Annotated in this window: 17 protein-coding genes; 6 read left to right on the forward strand and 11 right to left on the reverse strand. The window is 60.1% G+C overall.

All coding sequences use genetic code 11. From position 1 onward, the window contains the following. Positions 1 to 18: 18 nt before the first annotated feature. The gene (locus tag BUC24_RS12490; protein ID WP_178372538.1) at positions 19 to 594 is read right to left on the reverse strand and encodes a DUF805 domain-containing protein; all 576 of its coding nucleotides are present in this window, start codon (positions 592 to 594) and stop codon (positions 19 to 21) included. Positions 595 to 814: 220 nt separating this feature from the next. Further along, entirely contained in the window at positions 815 to 2,665 is a 1,851-nt protein-coding gene (locus tag BUC24_RS12495; protein WP_229448193.1) for a glycoside hydrolase family 16 protein, read from the reverse strand. 275 nt (positions 2,666 to 2,940) lie between these two features. Here BUC24_RS12495 and BUC24_RS12500 point away from each other — a divergent pair, with 275 nt between their 5' ends. After that, entirely contained in the window at positions 2,941 to 3,453 is a 513-nt protein-coding gene (locus BUC24_RS12500; protein ID WP_073216382.1) for a hypothetical protein, read from the forward strand. A 14-nt stretch (positions 3,454 to 3,467) separates the two neighbouring features. Here BUC24_RS12500 and BUC24_RS12505 read toward each other — a convergent pair whose 3' ends face one another. Beyond that, complete coding sequence (locus BUC24_RS12505; RefSeq protein ID WP_073216385.1) at positions 3,468 to 4,121, reverse strand: hydrolase; 654 nt, start codon at positions 4,119 to 4,121, stop codon at positions 3,468 to 3,470. A gap of 556 nt (positions 4,122 to 4,677) precedes the next feature. On the opposite strand from BUC24_RS12505, the gene BUC24_RS12510 reads away from it, so the two are divergent. The 3 genes from BUC24_RS12510 to BUC24_RS12520 all read left to right on the forward strand — a co-directional run bounded on the left by BUC24_RS12510 (position 4,678) and on the right by BUC24_RS12520 (position 7,808). Continuing rightward, complete coding sequence (locus BUC24_RS12510; protein ID WP_178372539.1) at positions 4,678 to 5,751, forward strand: HAMP domain-containing protein; 1,074 nt, start codon at positions 4,678 to 4,680, stop codon at positions 5,749 to 5,751. Between the two features lie 12 nt (positions 5,752 to 5,763). Next, positions 5,764 to 6,372: a DUF8082 domain-containing protein gene (locus tag BUC24_RS12515; protein ID WP_073216390.1), complete on the forward strand. Its 609-nt coding sequence runs from the start codon at positions 5,764 to 5,766 to the stop codon at positions 6,370 to 6,372. 107 nt (positions 6,373 to 6,479) lie between these two features. Next, on the forward strand, positions 6,480 to 7,808 hold the full coding sequence (locus tag BUC24_RS12520) for a M24 family metallopeptidase (RefSeq protein ID WP_073216393.1): 1,329 nt from the start codon (positions 6,480 to 6,482) through the stop codon (positions 7,806 to 7,808). 264 nt (positions 7,809 to 8,072) lie between these two features. Here BUC24_RS12520 and BUC24_RS12525 read toward each other — a convergent pair whose 3' ends face one another. The 4 genes from BUC24_RS12525 to BUC24_RS12540 all read right to left on the reverse strand — a co-directional run bounded on the left by BUC24_RS12525 (position 8,073) and on the right by BUC24_RS12540 (position 12,395). Further along, positions 8,073 to 8,348, reverse strand: a complete 276-nt coding sequence (locus BUC24_RS12525) for a hypothetical protein (RefSeq protein WP_073216396.1) — start codon at positions 8,346 to 8,348, stop codon at positions 8,073 to 8,075. A 136-nt stretch (positions 8,349 to 8,484) separates the two neighbouring features. Next, complete coding sequence (locus BUC24_RS12530) at positions 8,485 to 9,705, reverse strand: DUF2325 domain-containing protein (protein WP_073216399.1); 1,221 nt, start codon at positions 9,703 to 9,705, stop codon at positions 8,485 to 8,487. Positions 9,706 to 9,714: 9 nt separating this feature from the next. After that, complete coding sequence (locus BUC24_RS12535) at positions 9,715 to 9,990, reverse strand: hypothetical protein (protein WP_073216403.1); 276 nt, start codon at positions 9,988 to 9,990, stop codon at positions 9,715 to 9,717. Between the two features lie 116 nt (positions 9,991 to 10,106). Then, positions 10,107 to 12,395 carry a TonB-dependent receptor domain-containing protein gene (locus tag BUC24_RS12540; protein WP_073216406.1) on the reverse strand — a complete coding sequence of 763 codons (2,289 nt, stop codon included), beginning with the start codon at positions 12,393 to 12,395 and terminating at the stop codon, positions 10,107 to 10,109. Positions 12,396 to 12,665: 270 nt separating this feature from the next. Between BUC24_RS12540 and BUC24_RS12545 the strand changes: the two genes are divergently transcribed. Continuing rightward, positions 12,666 to 13,748 (forward strand): HAMP domain-containing protein, encoded by a 1,083-nt coding sequence (locus BUC24_RS12545; RefSeq protein WP_178372540.1) that lies wholly within the window; start codon positions 12,666 to 12,668, stop codon positions 13,746 to 13,748. A gap of 17 nt (positions 13,749 to 13,765) precedes the next feature. Continuing rightward, complete coding sequence (locus BUC24_RS12550) at positions 13,766 to 14,326, forward strand: DUF8082 domain-containing protein (protein ID WP_073216413.1); 561 nt, start codon at positions 13,766 to 13,768, stop codon at positions 14,324 to 14,326. A gap of 11 nt (positions 14,327 to 14,337) precedes the next feature. On the opposite strand, the gene BUC24_RS12555 is transcribed toward BUC24_RS12550, so the two are convergent. From BUC24_RS12555 to BUC24_RS12570, 4 genes are all read right to left on the reverse strand, one after another. Beyond that, positions 14,338 to 14,493, reverse strand: a complete 156-nt coding sequence (locus tag BUC24_RS12555) for a DUF2256 domain-containing protein (protein WP_073216417.1) — start codon at positions 14,491 to 14,493, stop codon at positions 14,338 to 14,340. Positions 14,494 to 14,555: 62 nt separating this feature from the next. Next, positions 14,556 to 16,349, reverse strand: coding sequence for a carbohydrate-binding protein (locus BUC24_RS12560; protein ID WP_083598898.1), 1,794 nt, complete (start codon positions 16,347 to 16,349; stop codon positions 14,556 to 14,558). Positions 16,350 to 16,618: 269 nt separating this feature from the next. Further along, positions 16,619 to 18,091, reverse strand: coding sequence for a CsgG/HfaB family protein (locus tag BUC24_RS12565; RefSeq protein ID WP_073216424.1), 1,473 nt, complete (start codon positions 18,089 to 18,091; stop codon positions 16,619 to 16,621). 55 nt (positions 18,092 to 18,146) lie between these two features. After that, a complete protein-coding gene (locus tag BUC24_RS12570; RefSeq protein WP_073216427.1) occupies positions 18,147 to 18,767 on the reverse strand; it encodes a hypothetical protein in 621 nt (206 codons plus the stop codon). Between the last annotated feature and the right edge of the window lie 31 nt (positions 18,768 to 18,798).

Genomic DNA, 18,798 nt, shown 5'->3' on the forward strand with positions numbered 1-18,798 from the left:
CGTGCGGTCGGTCAAAAATTACTCTTGCGAGCCTGGCAGAGCCGATGCGGGTTCCTGCGATTGCATCTGCGCAGCGCGCGCGCGCATGGTGTAGTCCTGGTAAGCCGGCATGGCGATGGCAGCAAGAATACCGATCAGCACACCGAACACCGGGATGGACAGCGCGCCAATGACCACACCCGTCGAGTTTTTGCACGGCGGCAGACCGAAGTCGTTTTCGCCCTGGTCGCCTGGACCAAACAGCAGCCACAGGGAGACGAAGAAGTTGACGAACGGAATGATCAACAGCAGCGAGAACCAGCCGGAGCGGTCCATGTCATTGAAGCGGCGGCGGGCAAGAATGAAAGTGACGGCGAACACCGGAATGTACAGCACGCCAACCACGCCAAGCATGAGCTTGGGGCTGATCGCCATCGTGACTGCGGCAATGATACCGAGCGCGAACATGGCCAGGATACCGAAGACGAAGGAATACGCCAGATAGCGCAGGCGGCCAATACGGCCATTGAGTGCGAGGATTTTTGGTTCGTAGGTAGTGACACCTTCCGAACCATGCGACATGTCCGCTGCAGGCGCGTTGTAAGGATTGCTCAAGTTCGACTCCGGTTCAGGATTATTATGGGATTGCAACGTAAAGATGATACAAGCAATGTTAAATTTTGTGCAGGAAAAAGCACTCGGAAGTTGCTTGTAGACCACACGTAATGCGAATTTCATAAAGGTGGTCGGGGCCGCGCACTTAACGGATTGTCAAGGCGAAAAAAAACGGCCGCGAGCGATGCCGCGGCCGTTCCCCTCAATAACCGCGAGGCGGTTACTTCATGGTGTAGCTCTGCTGCGCGGTATCAATCGCGTAGTTCTTCGCCACATCCCAATACGTGAAGTTGTAGCGGACCACATCGCCCACTTTCAGACCAGTTGTCGTGAAGGTGTTCACGCCACCATCCTGGCGCATGCGGAAGTTCTGCTGCCCGGCCCCGTTGACGGTGTAATGGACGTCTGCCCAGCTGGTCGTGTTGACGCGGAACTGCAGCGCCGTGGCACTGGTTTGCGCGGTGCTGTAGATCGGCGTCGGCGTTGGCGTTGGCGTTGGCGTCGGCGTTGGCGTTGGCGTCGGCGTTGGCGTCGGCGTCGGCGTCGGCGTTGGCGTTGGCGTTGGCGTTGGCGTCGGCGTTGGCGTTGGCGTTGGCGTTGGCACGACCGTCCCGCTGTCCCACACAATATCGTCGATCGCAAACTGGAAAGGTGCCGTCGGCAGGCGATTGGCGTCGCTGGAAATCTGGAACAGGTCCAGCATCGACTGCAAGGCGACCTTGGTGCCGGCCAGAGCCGAGACCGGAATTGTCGCGGTGCCCCACTCACCATTACGCACCAGGCCGTAAGCGGTCGTGTTGGCCGGGAAGTTCACCGCGTTCTGGTTGGTGTAGGTATCCTGCACGCCGATGTTGAACGCGACATTGGCTGGAATCTTTATCTTCAGCTTGACGTTACCGTTGCGGAAGTTGCTCATGTCATGGATCTGACGCGACTGGATGCTGCCGCCGAACCATTGGTTGCTCGAATTGTAGTTCCAGGCGATGACGTTGCTGCCTTCGGCGGGTGCGGTATTACCCGCGCCCACCGTGGCCTGATTCCAGACAAAGATGTCGCTGCTCACGCCCGCGCTTTGCTTGTTGTTGACTGCCGTCAGGTCGGTGAACACGCCAAACTTGCCCACTTCGGGCTTGGTCTGGTTGCCGATGGTGACACTGCCTTTGCCGTCCAGCTCATACACACGAACATAGTCGACGTACATGGTGCCTGGCAACGGCGCCGTCACTTGCCCCGGGCTGGCTGCGTCCGTGAAGTTGCCACCCACGGCAAGGTTCAGCAGCAGATAGAAGGGTTCCTGCAAACTGGTCGAGTTGACGGGCAGGACATTGTCATAGAGATTGTGCTCAACGCCATTATCAACGGCAGTGAAACGCATCTGCGATTCGGTCCAATACAAGCGATAGGTAATGAAGCGGTTCGCCATCGAGGTGGGCGCCACGTAATAGCTCTTGGTATTCCAGGCGGTCGAGCCGGCGCAGCTTTCATTGCCTGGCACGCAAGCAGCCTGCTGGTAGGTGATGACGTTGGCGCCAACAAAATTATTGATCCCTGCCCCACCACGGCCGGCGGCGCGATGCCCCATTTCCATGATGTCGATCTCGCCGTTGCGCGGCCAGCTTTGCGGGCTCACGCCCAGCATCCACGCGGCCGGCCACAGACCAGTATCAAGCGATGGCGTGGCCAGGCGTACTTCCACCATGCCGTATTTCACTGCCACCTTGCCTGCGCTGGAGATTTTGCCCGACGTGAAGGAATTGCTGCCCACGGTTTCACGCCGCGCCTGAATGGCCAGTGCCCGTGTGGCCGATTCAAACGGCACATTCACCACCGACAGGTTATTCGGGCTGTAGTACTCCAGTTCCTGATTGCCATAGCCGCACAGATTGATCTGGCAGCCATTGCCGTCGTAGGCACTCCAGCGGCTGGTATCCAGACTGCTGCCATTGAATTCCTCCGACCACAGCAATTTCCCGATCACCGGGCTGGTGACACTGGCCGACGCGCCGCCGTAGGCCATCAGCATGGCACTGGCGATGGCCGACAACACGAATTTTTTATTGTTTTGTTTCACTATGACTCCTCCTGACTCACTTCGAAATTGGACCTGCCCCCCGGCGCCATGAAAGCGCTTTCAAACCGGAGCGGGACCGCTGCACGCCAACACGGAGATTGGCCTGTTCGCTATTGCGCGCAGCCGCGTTGTGAAAGGAAGTGCGGTGCGAGCGTATCTTGCAATTGGAAGCGATTCCAATTAATGAAAAGAATATATTCCGATTAATATTGTGTGTCAATCAAAACGACGGACGCGCGTAGCCATCGCGCGACTTCCGGCGTAAGATCGAGCGTATGCAAACGTTCTCCCACAAGCCTCTCGCCCTGCTGCTCGCCGCTGTCCTGTTACAAGGTTGCGCGGCCAGCGCAGACCGCTTTTATCGCGACTCTGCCTCTATCAGCAATGCCCAGCTGTGCCGTACCCTGCGCACTGCCGGGGAAGGCAGCGACCCTGTTTTCGCCAGCGATGTGCGGCGCGCGGCCGAAGCGCGCGGCTTGAACGACGCGGCCTGCCAGTCCCTGGTCAGCCGGCAGAATTCCACCATCGCCGCCGCGGGCGTGATCGGTGTGGCGCTGGTGGGTCTGGCGTCGCGCAGCAACAATGTGGGGGTTGGAGTGGGTGTGGGCGTCGGTCTCGGCGGCGGCGGCGAATACCGCGTGGCCGACAGCGATTGGGACTGGGACGAATTTTCTACCCCCACACACGAACGCATGTGGGGTTGCCGCGGCATCCAGAGCGGCCAGCTGGTCGATCCCGCACAATGCGCGGGCAAGGTGCAAACCGACTGGCGCTGGCCGCAAAAGTAAGTCAGAACAACAACTCAGTGCCCTTCGCTGGCGCCGAACATGGTCTTCGCGTAAATCAGACCCAGACCATAGCCGCCGCCATGGGCAATTGCCGTGGCCACAGTGTCGTTGTAGGTCTCGCCGCGGGCCCAGTCGCGCTGTAATTCCAGCAGATACTGGAGCGCCGTCATCGGCCGCGCGCCCGCCTGAATCATGCGTTCCATGGCGCGCTGGTGCGCTTCGTCCGAAATGTCGCCCGATGCGTCGGCAATCACGTACACCTCAAAACCCTGATCCAGCGCAGACAAGGCAGGACCGACGATGCACACGGAGGTCCACAGCCCGGCCAGAACAATTTTCTGCTTGCCGGTTGCGTTGACCCGTTCGGCAATGCGTGCGTCCTCCCAGGTATTCATGGTGGTGCGGTCAATCACTGCTTCGTTTGGAAAGACCGATTTGATTTCGTCGAACATGGGGCCGGAGAACGATTTTTCAGCAACCGTGGTGAGGATGGTGGGGACCTTGAATTCTTTGGCAGCCTTGGCAACCAGCGCGACATTGTTGCGGAGCAGCACAGGATCGATGGATTTGGTGGCAAACGCCATTTGCGATTGATGATCGATCATGATCAGGGTGTGGTTACTGCCGTCGAGCAGGTTTTTTCCTGGTTTTGCGCTTGCAATTGCCATGTTGTTTCTCCTTATTGCCGAAGTGGGCTGAGTGATTCAAAATCGATAATCATCAAAATCATCGAATGGCTGTTCTGGGATCAATTCGGCCTTTGCTAGCTCCGATGAAGACAGTCTATGTCACCAAGCGCATAAGTTAAAACGGAAAGAATCGCGGCTTATGATCGATTTTTTCGAACATACTTGATCATTGTCTTTTTGCGACAGCGCAGCATTTTGCTTTGTGAAATGCGCTACCCGCCTGATGAAATGTGGCACATGCGCAGGAGTTTCCAATAATTAATGATTTTGAGCGGCAGCTCTACTTCATTTAACATGCCCACGAGTAATTTTTGTATAATGGCGTCCTTACACCTTTGCAGTACCGGCGGCTGGCGCGACAGGCATTTTGACTCTCGCGCCGATGTCATGTGTTTTCCCAACGTAGCGTTCCAGACGCTACCCACGACGCCTGGGGCAAGCCGCTGCGCTTTGGCCCAATTCCTGAAAGTGCGTGCCGAACCATACCGCAGCAATCGCGGTGGCCATGCCAAACGACTATTACACTGATCGCAAAATGAAACTGAAACTGAATATCTTCCACAAAGTCCTGATCACCCTGTTACTGGTGACCCTCATTCCCCTGTGCGCCCTCTGGTACCTGGGCAATGCGGCGGCCGAGAAGGAACTGACCTCGAACATTTCCGACAATCTGGTGTCGACCATGAACACGGTTGCCACCGGCATCAACGCCTGGGACGAAACCAATCTGCGCGCATTGCGCCAGGTTGCCCGTACCGACGACATGGTTTCCATGGACGGCGCGCGCCAGACCCCGCTGCTGAGCGCAGTCGGCACCACTTACGAGTGGTCCTACCTGGTCTTCACCACCGCACCGGACGGCCGCAATATCGCCCGTAACGACGGCGGCGCCCTGACCAACTACGGCGACCGCGCCTACTTCAAGGCCGTCATGGGCGGCGCCGACGTTGCCCGCCAGGTTGCATTGGGCAAGTCGACCGGCAAGCCTTCGCTGATGGTCGCTGCACCAATTCGCAATGAATCGCGCGCCGTTGTCGGTGTTCTGGCCATGGCCATGAACCTGGGCGACATTTCGCGTACCGTCACCGACATCAAGATCGGCACCACCGGCCACGCCATCCTGCTCGACGCCGAAAACAAGGTCATCGCGCACGGTGATGCCTCGAAAGTGCGCACCGCGCTGCAGGACTTCAGCACCTACCCTGCGCTGAAAGTAGCCGGCATCACCGAACAGCCAACCGTGTACATGGTTGACGACGTCAAAATGATCGGTTTCAAGCGCGTGCTGCCACAAGGCTGGTCGGTACTGGTTGAACAGGAATACAGCGAAGCCTTTGCAACCCTGTCGAAGATGCAGCACGAAGCGCGCATCCTGATCGGCGTGGCCATCGCTCTGGTGCTGCTGGTCGCTTACCTGCTCGGCAAACAGCTGACCCGCCCGATCAATGAACTGACCGCGATTGCTGAAAAGCTGAGCAAGGGCCAGCTCAACGTCGACATTCCACAAACGAACCGCGGCGACGAAATTGGTTCGCTGGCACGCGCCATCGAACGCCTGGGCATCAGCATCGGCATGGCAATGGACCGCCTGCGCAAGAAGTCCACGTAAAAGGGCGACGACATGGCACAGCCAGAATTCACCCCATTCGTTGAACTGCTGGACCGCATTGCCGGCTTTTGCGCCCAAGGGCACACTGCCACCGTGATGCTGGTCAGCGATGACAATCGCATGGCCCAGATCCACCTGCTGGGCGGACGCATCATCTTCATCCTGTGCCGCGGCCGGCGCGGCAAGGATGGCCTGAGCATCATGCGCACCATGCAGCGTGCGCGCATGACGCTGGACCGCCCCAGCGTGGCCAGCAATGAGCCGCTGGAATGGTCGACCGAGGTCATTCTCGACTACCTGTACGGCAGCATCAACGATCTGCCCGAAGGCGGCGCCGCCTCCACCATGCTGCCCGGGATCGCCCGCCGTGCAGCGCCAGCAGCATCGGCATCGGTCCGCGAAAGCATGCCGGGCGTGTCGGCCGATCAGCGCGCCGTGTTCGAAGCCACCCTGGCCAAGTACATCGGTCCAATGGCGGAAATCGTCTGCGCCGACTACTTCGACAATGCCAGCGACCTGCGCGCGCTGGCCCTGAACCTGGCAGGTGAAATTCCAGGCGCCGACCAGGCGGCCAAGTTCAAGGCCGAAATCGGCAGCGCCCTGTCCATCAGCGGCCTGTAAGCACCCCGCCTCCCCCGCAGGCTTGTTCAAGCCACTGCGGGGGAGCAAACCGGGCCCTCCACCCGGCGCAATGCTAGACTTGCCGTCATCGACATGACGGGACTCCCATGAATAAAATCTTGATCGCGCTGCTGCTGATGGCCGCTGGCGCCGCCCCTGCGCAGGTTCTGACAGTGCGCGAGCAAGCGCGTATGGTCGACACCATTCTGGCTGAGCGGCTTGACGCGCTATTGCCGTCGCTGATGCAGGAAAGCGGCATCGATATGTGGGTGCTGATCTCGCGCGAATACAACGAAGATCCGGTGTTGAAAACCATGCTGCCGGCCGAATGGCTCAATGCACGCCGCCGCACCATGCTGGTATTCCACCGCGACCCGCGTACGGGCAGCGTGGAAAAGCTGGCCATTGCCCGCTATGACGTGGGTCAGGCCATCAAGGGGGCGTGGGATACCAAACGCTTTCCCGAACAATGGGACGCGCTGGCTGATTTGATCAGGACGCGCAAGCCGGCCCGCATCGGCATCAACACCTCGGCCGACTTTGCCCATGCGGACGGCCTCGATCACACCGACTATCTGGCATTCATGCAGCATCTGCCGGCCGGCTTCAAAAACAGGGTGGTGTCGGCGCAGAAGCTGGCCGTAAGGTGGCTGGAAACACGCACGGAGCGCGAAATGGCCTTGTATCCGCAGCTGGTGGAAGCGACCCACAAGATCATTGCCCAAGGCTTTTCGCCACTGGCCGTGGTGCCGGGGCAGACCACGACCGAAGATCTGGAATGGTGGTTCCGCCAGAAGATCCGCGACAGCGGTTACGATACCTGGTTTCACCCATCGGTATCGATTCAGCGCATGGACGCGGCGGGCGCCGGCCGCTCAAATGATTTTTCGACGCGCGAATCGGCCAACGTGATCTTGGCGGGCGACCTGCTGCATGTGGACATTGGCATCAGCTATCTGCGTCTGAATACCGACATTCAGCAGCACGCATATGTGCTGCGCCCTGGCGAAACAGAAGCGCCCGCAGCGTTGAAGGTGGCGTTCGAGAAAGGCAACCGGCTGCAGGATATCCTGACCGGGCAATTCAAGCAGGGCCGCAGCGGTAACCAGATACTGGCGGCGGCGCTGGCCCAGGCCAAAGCCGAAGGTATCGCGCCCACCATTTATACCCATCCACTGGGCTACCACGGTCATGCGGCCGGGCCGACCATTGGCATGTGGGACATGCAAGAGGGCGTACCGGGCAGCGGCGACTATCCGCTCCATTACCGCACCGCGTATTCGATCGAACTCAATGCCCAGTCCATGCTGCCGGAATGGGGCAAGAACGTGCGCATCATGCTTGAAGAAGACGGCTACTTCGACCAGGCTGGCTTTCGCTATCTGAGCGGACGGCAAACCGATATGCACCTGATCCCGGGCGTGCCGCGTCAATAACAAGTATCAACCACATCGCCCTCGGGGTTCGAATACCCACCACATCGCACGCGGCGTTCGAATACCCACCACATCGCACGCGGCGTTCGAATACCCACCACATCGCACGCGGCGTTCGAATACCCACCACATCGCCCTCGCGAAGGCGGGGGCCTATCCCACCTGTCCAACTTCGGACCAGGGTTATGGGCCCCCGCCTGCGCGAGGGCGATGTGCTTGTATCAGCGCGGCGAACTGTTTCGCCGCTTGTATCGCGAACAGTGCTTACTTGAGCAGATCGTACTGGCTGGCGAAGGTCGCACGCGCATGCTTGACCGCTTCAACGGCTTCAGCGTGCACCTGCGCGCGGCTTGGACCATTCGAGGTCGACAGCAGCACCGGCACGTTCAGATTGCGCACTGCGTAGCTCGACTGGGCCGCGGAGACCACCACAACCGACGCGGCCGTGGCCGACACGTTGGCGCCGGCCACATCGGCGGCAAAAGCGGAACCTGCAACAGCGAAGGCGGCAACAGCGGCAAACAGTTTCGATGCATTCATGATTTTCTCCAGTGAACTTGCGGTGACAAGCACGTTTGCCTGTCCATGAAAGACAGTCTATACCTGCTAACCACGGCAATAAAGGCGAAAAAATGCAATGTACTATTGCTTAATCCGGGACAATTATCAGTCTCCCTTAATTCAGGACGGCAATCTGACGCAAACCGCGCGAATAACTGGTGCTGCTCGGATTTTCCACAAACACGCAACGTTTGCCTGTCCGTTTGCAATGCTCCTTCACGCGCCAATAGGCGCCATGGCTGATGCAGCCGGTCTGGCAAATCACCAGGTCGGCCGCCGCCAGGTTCGCGTCCAGCGATTCGCTGCCCTGCTCCTGGCCGCCATCGTGGTGCGCAAAGCGGGCACCGGCTTCTTCGGTCATGCCGCGATAGCTGGGCACACTGGCGCTGCGGCCGCCGACGCAGAGGATGACTTTATCGGCAAGCACGACTGGATCGACCGCATCGGCCGCAGCATCGTCGGCAAGGGCAGCTTGGGACTCCGCACGTTCGTCCTGCGCCGCGGCCAATTGGCGCGTGGCAGCGGCCAGCTGCTGGCGCAGCTGGGCGATCTGCTCATCGCGTTGGACCAGCCTCGCGCTGGACTGGTTCAGTTTTTCGCGCAGGCGCGCCCGGCTTTCCAGGTCTGGCACGCTGTCGTTTAATGCGTCCAGGCGCAACTGCATGACAGCCAACTGCTGATCGCGGCTGGCCAGATCAGCCCGCGCAGCCAGCCATTGGCCCTGCATCTGGGCCATTTCGCCCGCTTTTTCGGCCAGGGCGCGGGCGTGACGCTGCTGGTGCTGCGCCAGCTCCGCTGACAGCGCCGCGTGTTCTTCGTGCATCAATTGATAGCGCGCCAGGTCGATGCGGGTGACGGCACCGGCCTGATGCTGAATCATGTGCATCTCGCGCAGCACCGTATCCTGCACCCGGAAGTCGCTGCGCGGATGGGTGAGCGCGGCCCAAAAGGCGCCCGCGACATCGCCCTGCGCCGTGGCCTCGCGCCACAGCGCCATCACGGCGTCATCGCTGGCGGCCCGTCGGAAGCGGTGCAGTACTTGGGCGAAGCGCACGTCGAGTGCTTCCTGCAGCAAGTTCGACAAGCGATTGCGGCTGGCACACTCGGCCACCGCACCCACGTGAATTTCGTAATCGTCGGCCAGGGTTTCGCCGCGCACGCCCTTGTTGACCAGTTTGCGCAGCAGCCCCAGGGGCAGACACACGCCAATCACGGGGCAATGCGTATTCGCGGGCAACTCCCACAAACGATAGCGGCGCGAGCCGGTCTTGGCCGGTGCCAGGCCGGTCTGCGCGAAAAACTGCGCCAGCGGCTGTTTACTGTCGTTGTCGCACATGGCGCGCCCTTAGTGCAGCTTGGGACCCTGGCGGGCCGTGTCGATGGCCAGCGCTGCCGCTGCCGCCGCGCTCGTTTGCGCCACGTGATCCAGACGCGACTGCGCGGCGGTCACAATGTCAGCCAGGGAACGGAACGCGTCGGGCGTAAAACGCAGCGATACATGGCTGAGCGCCAGGTGCAGCACGCTGCATTCGGGACAAATACTCACCTGGCCAATGTTGCTGTCGGCGATGGTCAGTTGCTGGCAAGAGGCTTCAGGCGGTTCGGTATGTTTGCGCGACACAATGCGTCCTTGTAACAGGTGGGCATCGGCTGGCGGCGGCGGGCTATGCAGGAGTGAATGAATTCAGTATAAACGAGAATCATTCGCATTTGCAAGTGCCACCTGATCGCTTGCGCTTAACCTTCTTGCGGGCCCTCGCCACCAGGGCTAGTACCTGGACCGCCACTGCGCGGGCCGCCCTGCCCTGGCTCACGGCGTCCGCCTTCGCGGCGGTTGCCGCCATTGTTGTTAATGCCGCCAAAGCGGTACGACAAGCCGATATACACAATGCGGCCATCGTAACGGCGCTCGCTTTGCTCATTGAGGTAGCTGGTATTGATGCGCGTGGCCATCTTGTTCGAGTCGAACAGGTCGGTCACATTCATCACCATGCTCAACTGCGGCGTCAAATTGTGCCGGTAGCTCATGTTGGCCGTGGTCTGCGGCTCGCGGTAACCCTGCGCGGTCAGCGTCTTGCCCTGCGTGTTCACGCTCAGCTGCATCGTATCCTTGGGGCTGAGGGTCAGGCTCACCCGGCCGCGCAAGGTCAAGGCGGTCGCGTTGCGCACGGTAAGCAGGCCGGCACTGTCCACGCCGCGCTGTTCGCTCTGCGCCAGGTTGCCGCTGGTATTAAAGTTGAGCCAGGGCGTGAGCTTGCCGCTGAGCGAGAATTCGAGTCCGCCAGAGCGGCTGCTGCCCGCGTTTTCACGCGTGGTCAGCAACACCGTATCGCTGATGAAATAGCTGCGCTCGGAGATCAGATCCTTGTCCTTGCGGAAGTAGGCGCGCAAGTTCGTGTCGACCACACCGAACTTTGTCTCGTAACCCAGTTCAAACGAATCAGTCTCGGAAGGCCGCAGCTGCGGGTTGCCCGCCGAAACATTGAATTCATCGCGGTACACAATGAAAGGGTTCAAATCATTGCCATTCGGGCGGCGGATGCGGTGCGCGTAGCTAAAGCGCAGGTTGGCATTATCCGACGCTTTGTAGCTGACGAACATGCTGGGAATGTAGTTGATATAGCTGTTGCTCGCCGTGGTCCCATCGGTGATCTGCATCACATCGAGGTCAGTGTGCTCGACCCGCATGCCGCCCAGAATCCCCCAGCGTTCGTTCAGCCGATGCTGGTAGGAGCCGTACACGGCAAGGTTGCGTTCGTCGACTTCAAAGCGGTTGGTGCGGCCAGGGTTCACAACGCCGGCGCCGCTCAAGGGATCGATATCAAGATAACTGGTGTCAAAGCCGTTTTCGGTATCGGCAATCTTGAAGCCCGCTTTGACCAGGCCGCTCGCTGTGGGCCGTTCGTAGTCGCCGGTAAAGTCCGTGATGGCATTGCGCGCGTCATTGTGCTGGCGGCTGCGTCGGTCCGGCAAGGCGGCACTGCTGCCGCTGTTGCCGTACACATTGTTGTAAGCGCTGTCGCTGACGTTGTCCTGAGAGGAAACGCGCAGGTCCAGTTTCAGGGTTTCGCCAGGCAGACTGCCTTTGCGATCCATGCGCAAACCCCAGCTGCGGTTGCTGCTCGCGCCGCTGCGTTCGCTGGTGCGCACATAATCGCGCAAGGCCGGATTGCCCTGATCGTCATACTGGTACAAGTCAGTGCCGTGCTGGTCGTTACCGCGCCGCATATAGCTCAGCTGCGCGCCAAACGCCGTCTTGTCATCGTAGTTGTACGTCACGCCGCCATTCAAACCGTGCGAATCGTTCAGGCCAGTCGATTGCGATTCCTGGCGGCTTGCACTGACGGCGCCAGTGGCAGGGTCGATGCGCTCGCGCTCGGTCAGCCCCACCGAATTGCGGCCATCGCGGCGGAAATTGATCCCGCCCTGGTAGCCCCATTTGCCTTCATGGTAGCTGCCCGACAGCGAGCCATTGCCGCGCCCGTTCGGCCCCGCATTCAAGTTGGCCACACCGGTGCCGCCAGGTGTGCGGTTGCGCCGCATCACCAGATTGAGAATCGGCCCGCCCCCACCTTCATTGCCAAACTGGGCACCGGGGTTGTTGATCACTTCAATCGATTCGATGTCCTGTGCCGGCATGGCATTGAGCGCGGCGCCACGGCCATCGCCCTGCAGCATGGCCGAAGGCTTGCCATCCACCAGAATCTGCACATTGGTGCTGCCGCGCAGACTGACCGTGCCGTCCGGGTCCACCGTGACTGAGGGCACGTTGTTGAGCGCGTCCGCAGCCGAATTGTTGGTCGCGCCCACTTCGGCCTTCTGGTCATAGACCTGGCGGTCAATCCGGTTGGTGGGCCGCTCGGCCGTGACCGTGACCACGCCACTGACGGCGGGGGCCGCCTCAACGGGCTTGGCACCGGGTTCGGCCTGCGTTGGAGATTGGGCGGCGGCCACGCCGCTCCATGCCAGACAAGCGCCTGCGACAGCGCAGGCAAGGACGTTCTGACAGCTGGGGAAATTGATCATGGGACAGAATGAAGGCACTAAAGCCTGAAACGAGAATCATTCTTATTATCCCATGGTTGCCGCCAGAAAATAACTGCACCGCGGCGTTTGCACCCGACTTTACAAAACTTTACCTCCCTCCCCCGCATTGCCCATCGGCGATGAGGAGATCGGCCGGAAGTGTTGCCATTACATCGGGCGCGTCCGCGACCTTGTTCTAGATCAGCAGTTAACCCTAAGGAATATGTTCTCCTGAAAATAGTTTCCCGACTTCTCCAAAGGATGAACATCATGGCCAAGCCCAAGTTACGGTTCAATATTTTCCACAAGCTCTTGCTCACTTTGCTTGCCGTGTCGCTCATCCCGCTGCTGGCGTTCTGGCTGGTTGGCAGCATGCAAGTGCGCAAGGACATCAGCGCCAACATCGCGCACAACCTGGTCGCCACTGTGTCCGGCATTGCCGCCGGCATCAATAACTGGGACGACGCCAACGTGCGGGTCCTGCGCTCGGCCAGCAAGATTGACGACATCACCAGCATGGAACGGGCACGCCAGACGCCGGTGCTGCGCGCCTTTGGCGATACTTACGAATGGGCCTTCGTGGTCTACACCATGGACCACAATGGCGACAATATTGCCCGCAGCGACGACAAGCCGCTCATTAACTTTGCTGACCGCAGCTACTTCAAAGGGGCCATGAAAGGCGAGCCGATCAGCCGCCAGGTTTTAATCAGCAAATCCACCGGCAAACCCGCGCTGACCGTCGCCGTACCGATTCGCAATGCCCTGGGCCAGCCAGCTGGCGTCATTGCCATGGCCATGAAACTGGATGACATTTCCAAGGTCATCAAGGACACCAAGATTGGCGACACCGGTTACGTACTGTTGATTGATGCCGACAACAAGGTCATTGCCACCGGGATGAAAGGCCAGCCCAGCGATGCCGTGCAGGACATGGGTAGCCATCCCGCCTTCAAGGTCGAAGGCATTAGCGATGCGCCCGCCATCTACCGCAAGGACGACGGCAAACGCGTGATCGCCTACGTGCATAAACTCCCGCAGGGCTGGACCCTGATCGTGGAACAGGACTATGCTGAGGCCTATGCACCGCTGGAACGGCTGGAACTCGGTGCCCGCGTGCTGATCCTGGTAACCGGCGCGCTGGTGCTGATGATTGCCTCGCTGCTGGGCAAAGCGCTGACGCGCCCGATCAATCAGCTCATCAATGTGGCAGAGCAATTGAGCAAGGGACAGTTCCAGGATTCGATTCCCGAAACCGGCCGCGGCGATGAAATCGGCGCCCTGGCGCGCGCGATTGACCGCCTTGGCGTCAGTATCCGCATGGCGATGGAACGTCTGCGCAAAAAAGCCTGACCTGAAGGAGATATCTCATGGCACAGCAAGACTTGATTCCGTTTCGGCGCATTGTGGAGATGGTGCGCGACTTTTGCAGCCAGCGCCGCAGCGGTACCGTCTTCATTGTCAGCGAAGATAACCGGATGGCGCAGGTTCATCTGGACGGTGGCAACATTGTTGCCCTGCTGTGCCGCGGGCGGCACGGTCAGGAAGCCGTGGCCGGCATGCGCACCATGCAGGCCGCACGCTTGCGCTTCGACGAAAGTGTCCGCGCGGTCAGTCACCCCGAGCCGGTCAACACGAATGAGGTGCTCGCTTCGCTGTGGGCCGGGGCAGCGGCACCGGCCGCCCCTGCCCTGGTCCCGGCGCCTGCCCAGCCGGCCAGTTCAGCCACCGTGACGGCGGTGCAAGCGGCCACACTGGAAAAGATTTTGATTCAGTACATCGGCCCGATGGGCGAAATTGTGTGCGCCGATCATCTGGCGCAGGCCGGCAATTTGAAAGCCTTGATCGCGGTGCTAGCTGACGAAGTGCCGGACAAGGCGCAAGCTGCGCTGTTCACGCGCGAGGCGAACCGGATGCTGGGGGTGGATTAGGAGGCGGCGTCTCACGCGCCGGGCGCTGCCGGCCCGGCGCGCCGGCAACGGTCGGAGCAAAACTTCACGTTTTCCCAGTCGCGCTCCCACTTCTTGCGCCACGCGAATGGCAAGCCGCAGTGCGCGCAGATCTTGCTGGGTAAATCGGATTTTTTGCGCATTTTCATTGGCAACTTCCAAGGGGCGGATTCAGGCTTGAATGCCGCTCCGCCCCCCCACTACCAACAGATCAATTGGCCGGACTGATGCGGAACCAGTTCAAGTTCCAGCCGCCATTATTGACCTTGATGCCGAACTTGTGGGCGCCTGCCGTCAGTCGGACCGTGTGCCGGGCCGTGGCCCAGGTTTGCCAGCCGCCCGTTGCAGGGATGTTGATGGCACCGTAAGACGGCGTTCCACCCGCTTCCTCGAAGCTCAGATTGCCGCCGCCGTTCAGGCTGGCATAACGGTATTCCACAACGTAATCGCCAGTGGCGGCAATGTTCACGCTGGGATAGGACATCCAGTCGCCGGCGTCGAGATAGCCGACATTCTGGCCGCCGCCTGCATCCGTGGTCGCTTCCAGCTGCACGCCGTTCATCACCAGAAAATCTTCTGCTTGCATGGTGATGGCATTACCCGGCGGCGTGACGCCATTCGCTTCAATTTTGAACCAGTTCAGGTTGAAGCCGCCCACCTTGGCGCGAATCGCGATGTTCTGCTTGCCTGCGGCCAGCGTCACAACGTGGCTGACATTGGTCCAGGTTTGCCAGCCGCCGGTATTGGCCACATTCACGCTGCCAAACACGGGCGCGCCGCCACCCTGCTCAAGCTGGATCACTCCGGTACCCACTGTGCTGGCGACGCGGTACGTGACCTTGTAGCTGCCGGCCGTTGGCACGTTGACGCTGTACGTCATCCAGTCGCCGGTGTCGACGTAGCCCACGTTCTGCCCACCGCCGCTGTCGGTGGTCGTTTCAAGCTGCACGCCGGACATGGCGCAGAAGGCTTCGGCCTGCACCGTGCCTGGGACGCTGGCGGTGTTGCAGCCAGGCGGCGGGGTCACGCCCGGCCAGTGCGAAATGATGTCTTTGGCTAAAGCGCCGGATGCCGTTAATTGGTTTGCCGCCCAGCCACCCGTGGCGCTGGCGCCCGGCACCAATGCCGATGCGCCCTCGGCCTTGTCGTTCAAGGCCCAGTTGGCGTTGCTGATATTGTTCTTCTTCATGAAGTCGACCCAGGCAGCGGTCTCGCCTGCGTTCACGGCGCCGTCGCCTGAGGCATCGACCGATCCCCATTCGGTCACGAACAAGGCGATGCCGTTCTGCATTGCCGTGTTGGCCCAGTCGCGCAGGTATTGCCCGTGCGACCCTGCGTAAAAGTGCAAGGTGTAGGCGATGTTCTTGTAACCGGTGATCGGATCGCGCGAGGCTTCATCCACTTTTTGCGACCACTGTGGCGTGCCAACAATGATCAGATTGTCCGGGTCGATCGCGCGGATGGCCCCGATCACCGCATTGGCGTAGGGCTTGATGGTACCGCTCCACGAGATCTGCAATGGCTCGTTGTAGATCTCGTAAATCACGTGCGGATTGTTGCCGTACGTGCGGGCCATTTCCTGGAAGAAGGCGACGGCCTGCCCCTGATATTGCTCGGCATGGTGGGTATGCCAGTCGATGATCACGTACATGTCGTTGGCAATGGCCGCATCCACCACGGCTTTGACCTTGGCCTTGTTACCGGCCGGGTCTTGCAGGTAACCACCGCTTTCTTCCACACCCATGGCGGCTCTCACGATGCCCGACTTCCAGTCTTTCTTGAGCCAGGCGACGGTGCCCGCGTTGTAATACTTTTCCCCACCCCAGCCGTTGTTACCCCAGAACAGGCTATTGCCTGCGAAGCTGGCTTGCTGGCCGCCCGCGAGCACTTTGTTGCCGCTGACCGACAGGGGTTGCACGGCGCTGGCAGTGTGCAGCGAAGCGAGCACGGCGAAACCGACGAACGCGGCGGCTTGCCGCAATGAATGCGTTGAAATAATTTTCATGTCTCGACCTTTCTAAGAATTGGAATACGACAGAGAGTGCGCATCGACGGCGCTTATCCCTCATGATTACGTTGATGTTGATATGAAAACGATTTCAGATATTACACGTATTTATGCTCGCCAAAAGCATTTTTTGTAACATTGTTTTTTTATTAGACATGCATTCCAGACAATGGAATGAGATCGATGCGCATGGCCTGACCATGGCGAGGGGGCGATGTACAGGCAGCGCGCGAGAATGCGCGCCGCCTTCAATTCAACAACTTTGCTTACCAGTCCTTGTCATCGGCCCCTGCTTTGGCCTCAGCTTTCTTGCTCGTTTTGGCTTGCGCCTTCGGCTCTGCCGGTCCATTCGGCTTTTTGGCCGACGAAGGCGCTGCGGCTTGTGCTGCGGCAGCGGACTGTTCCGAACGCGGCGGCAGCATTTCGCGCACTTGCAAAGCGCCAGGTGCCACGCCGTCGAGCTTGGCGGTCACATTTTCGAGTACGCCATACGACATCTTGGGCGCCACGCGCGTGATGACCACGTCGCAGCAATCCGTTTCGGTATTGCCCAGCGATTGCCCGGTCTGCGGATCGCGCAGTTCTTTACCTTGCAGATAGAGGCGATAGCGCGCGCCCTGCACGACGGACGCGCCACCCTGGCTGAGGATCACCTCCATGCCATTGCGTTCCACCACACTGATGGGGAAGGTTTGCAGCAAGATTGCTTCGGCACTACGCTTGGCAATGATCTGACGCATGTCTTGCAGAACCGCGTCGGCATTGATGCCGCTGCCCAGGGTAGTTGGTGCCATCGACGGCGCGCGGCCCTCGATGGTCCCGCTTTGCAGAATCTGGCGGGTGGCCAGGTTGATCATCCGGTGCGAGATCGACCAGCCGCCGCTGAAACTCACCAGTTCGCGGTCCGAGGTCTGCAACTGGCGCGCGTGGCGCGTGTAGTTAAGCTCATTGACCACGCCGACCCAGACCAGATCGGCCGTGAGCGCCTGTCCCAGCTTGGCAAAATCCTGATTGACTGCCTTGCCGCTGGTGATCAGATCGAGTTCGCCTTCCAGCTCGCTTTCAAACTGGCGGTCCAGCACGGTGAAACGGCCAGACTGGGTCAGCGCATCGATCATTTGCTGGCGCAATTGTCCCAGCACCACGTCGGCCGGCACAGCGCGGCCGCCGATATCAAAACTGGCGCGGTCCGAGCGCAACGGCGCGACCACGATCTTGATCTTGCCGCTGTCTGCCGGCGCCTTGAATTTGGCGATGGTGGCGCTGATGTCGGCGGTAAACATGCCACCCTTTTCGGCCGGTGGCGTCATCTTGACGACCTGGAAAGTGGTCACCACGCCCTGCGATTGGGCGACGATCATTTCAGCAAAATGGCTGCTCTGCACGGTCGCGCTGGCCTTGATGCTGTCGCTGCCGCCCGACGTTTCCACGTCGAGCTGGCCGGTAATTTGGGAAAACGTATTCAGGGTTGCCGTGGTCGCTTCGATCTTGGTGCCATTCACTTGCATGATGGCAGTCTTGAGCGCCTGATTCACGGCGGCGCCAGGCGTGGTCGCGCTGCCGCTGGCAGTCACGGGAACCTGTTCGATCTTGCCCACATCGGGCTGCGCAGTCAGGTTAGGGCCGGTCGCGGCCGGCTTGGCAGCAGGTGCCACAGCAGGGCTGGCAGGTTCAGTGGTCTTGTTGCATCCAGCCAGCAGCGCGCACAGCAGCGCCAGCGACAGCAGTTTTGTCTTCATGAGAGAGTCCGAGGTGGAAGAAGGCGCGGCCGAGCGGCCGCGCCGAGATGCATGATTAAATCAGCGAGGTCGCGTCGGTGGCCGACTTGTCCACGGCGATATTATTGGCCTTGCAGTATTCGATGGCCATTTTCAGGGTGTGGGCCAGCGTCTTGGTCGACTCAGGCAGCGATTTGGCCACGTACACGGCCGAAGTGGTCGAGCCGCCCAGCGAGCTGATGCCTGGTTTGAAGCCCGAAGCGTCCTTGCCCAGCGTAACGTACGACACCACGCCCTTGGCCAGTTCGGTCACGCCTGCCGAAAATTTCTTCTTGCCGGCCGCGTCGAGCTTGAGGCTCGAATCGGCCAGCTTCGCTTCCAGCGCTTTGCTGTTGGCGGTTTGCACTTTGACGGATTCTTCCAGCGCATCCTTGGTTGCGCCTTCGGTCAGGTTGGCGGCCTGTGCGGCACTCGCGCTTGCTTCATCTTTCAAGCCGACCGCTTCCAGCATCGACGTGTTGGCGTTCACGACATTCTTGGCACCGCCGACATAGCGTTTGACGATTTGATCGGAGGTGATGCTGCCGCCTTTGGCGCTGTCGCCGCCCTTGAGCAGGCCACCCAGCTGGGCCGAAGCACCGGTGGAAGCGGTTGCCAGAGTGGCGCCAAGTACGACGGTCATGAATGCAAGTTTCATTGGATATTCCTTGTGGTTGTGGTTAATGCTG

The sequence above is a fragment of the Massilia sp. CF038 genome (genome assembly GCF_900129765.1).
Taxonomy (GTDB): Bacteria; Pseudomonadota; Gammaproteobacteria; order Burkholderiales; family Burkholderiaceae_D; genus Telluria_A.

What these genes read in the sequence shown, in the direction of transcription:
- BUC24_RS12530 (WP_073216399.1), bottom strand. Translation starts at nt 9,705, where the DNA reads ATGTGCGACAACGACAGTAAACAGCCGCTGGCGCAGTTTTTCGCGCAG.
- BUC24_RS12510 (WP_178372539.1), top strand. Translation starts at nt 4,678, where the DNA reads ATGAAACTGAAACTGAATATCTTCCACAAAGTCCTGATCACCCTGTTA.
- BUC24_RS12525 (WP_073216396.1), bottom strand. Translation starts at nt 8,348, where the DNA reads ATGAATGCATCGAAACTGTTTGCCGCTGTTGCCGCCTTCGCTGTTGCA.
- BUC24_RS12560 (WP_083598898.1), bottom strand. Translation starts at nt 16,349, where the DNA reads ATGAAAATTATTTCAACGCATTCATTGCGGCAAGCCGCCGCGTTCGTC.
- BUC24_RS12555 (WP_073216417.1), bottom strand. Translation starts at nt 14,493, where the DNA reads ATGAAAATGCGCAAAAAATCCGATTTACCCAGCAAGATCTGCGCGCAC.
- BUC24_RS12570 (WP_073216427.1), bottom strand. Translation starts at nt 18,767, where the DNA reads ATGAAACTTGCATTCATGACCGTCGTACTTGGCGCCACTCTGGCAACC.
- BUC24_RS12550 (WP_073216413.1), top strand. Translation starts at nt 13,766, where the DNA reads ATGGCACAGCAAGACTTGATTCCGTTTCGGCGCATTGTGGAGATGGTG.
- BUC24_RS12505 (WP_073216385.1), bottom strand. Translation starts at nt 4,121, where the DNA reads ATGGCAATTGCAAGCGCAAAACCAGGAAAAAACCTGCTCGACGGCAGT.
- BUC24_RS12500 (WP_073216382.1), top strand. Translation starts at nt 2,941, where the DNA reads ATGCAAACGTTCTCCCACAAGCCTCTCGCCCTGCTGCTCGCCGCTGTC.
- BUC24_RS12545 (WP_178372540.1), top strand. Translation starts at nt 12,666, where the DNA reads ATGGCCAAGCCCAAGTTACGGTTCAATATTTTCCACAAGCTCTTGCTC.
- BUC24_RS12520 (WP_073216393.1), top strand. Translation starts at nt 6,480, where the DNA reads ATGAATAAAATCTTGATCGCGCTGCTGCTGATGGCCGCTGGCGCCGCC.
- BUC24_RS12540 (WP_073216406.1), bottom strand. Translation starts at nt 12,395, where the DNA reads ATGATCAATTTCCCCAGCTGTCAGAACGTCCTTGCCTGCGCTGTCGCA.
- BUC24_RS12565 (WP_073216424.1), bottom strand. Translation starts at nt 18,091, where the DNA reads ATGAAGACAAAACTGCTGTCGCTGGCGCTGCTGTGCGCGCTGCTGGCT.
- BUC24_RS12515 (WP_073216390.1), top strand. Translation starts at nt 5,764, where the DNA reads ATGGCACAGCCAGAATTCACCCCATTCGTTGAACTGCTGGACCGCATT.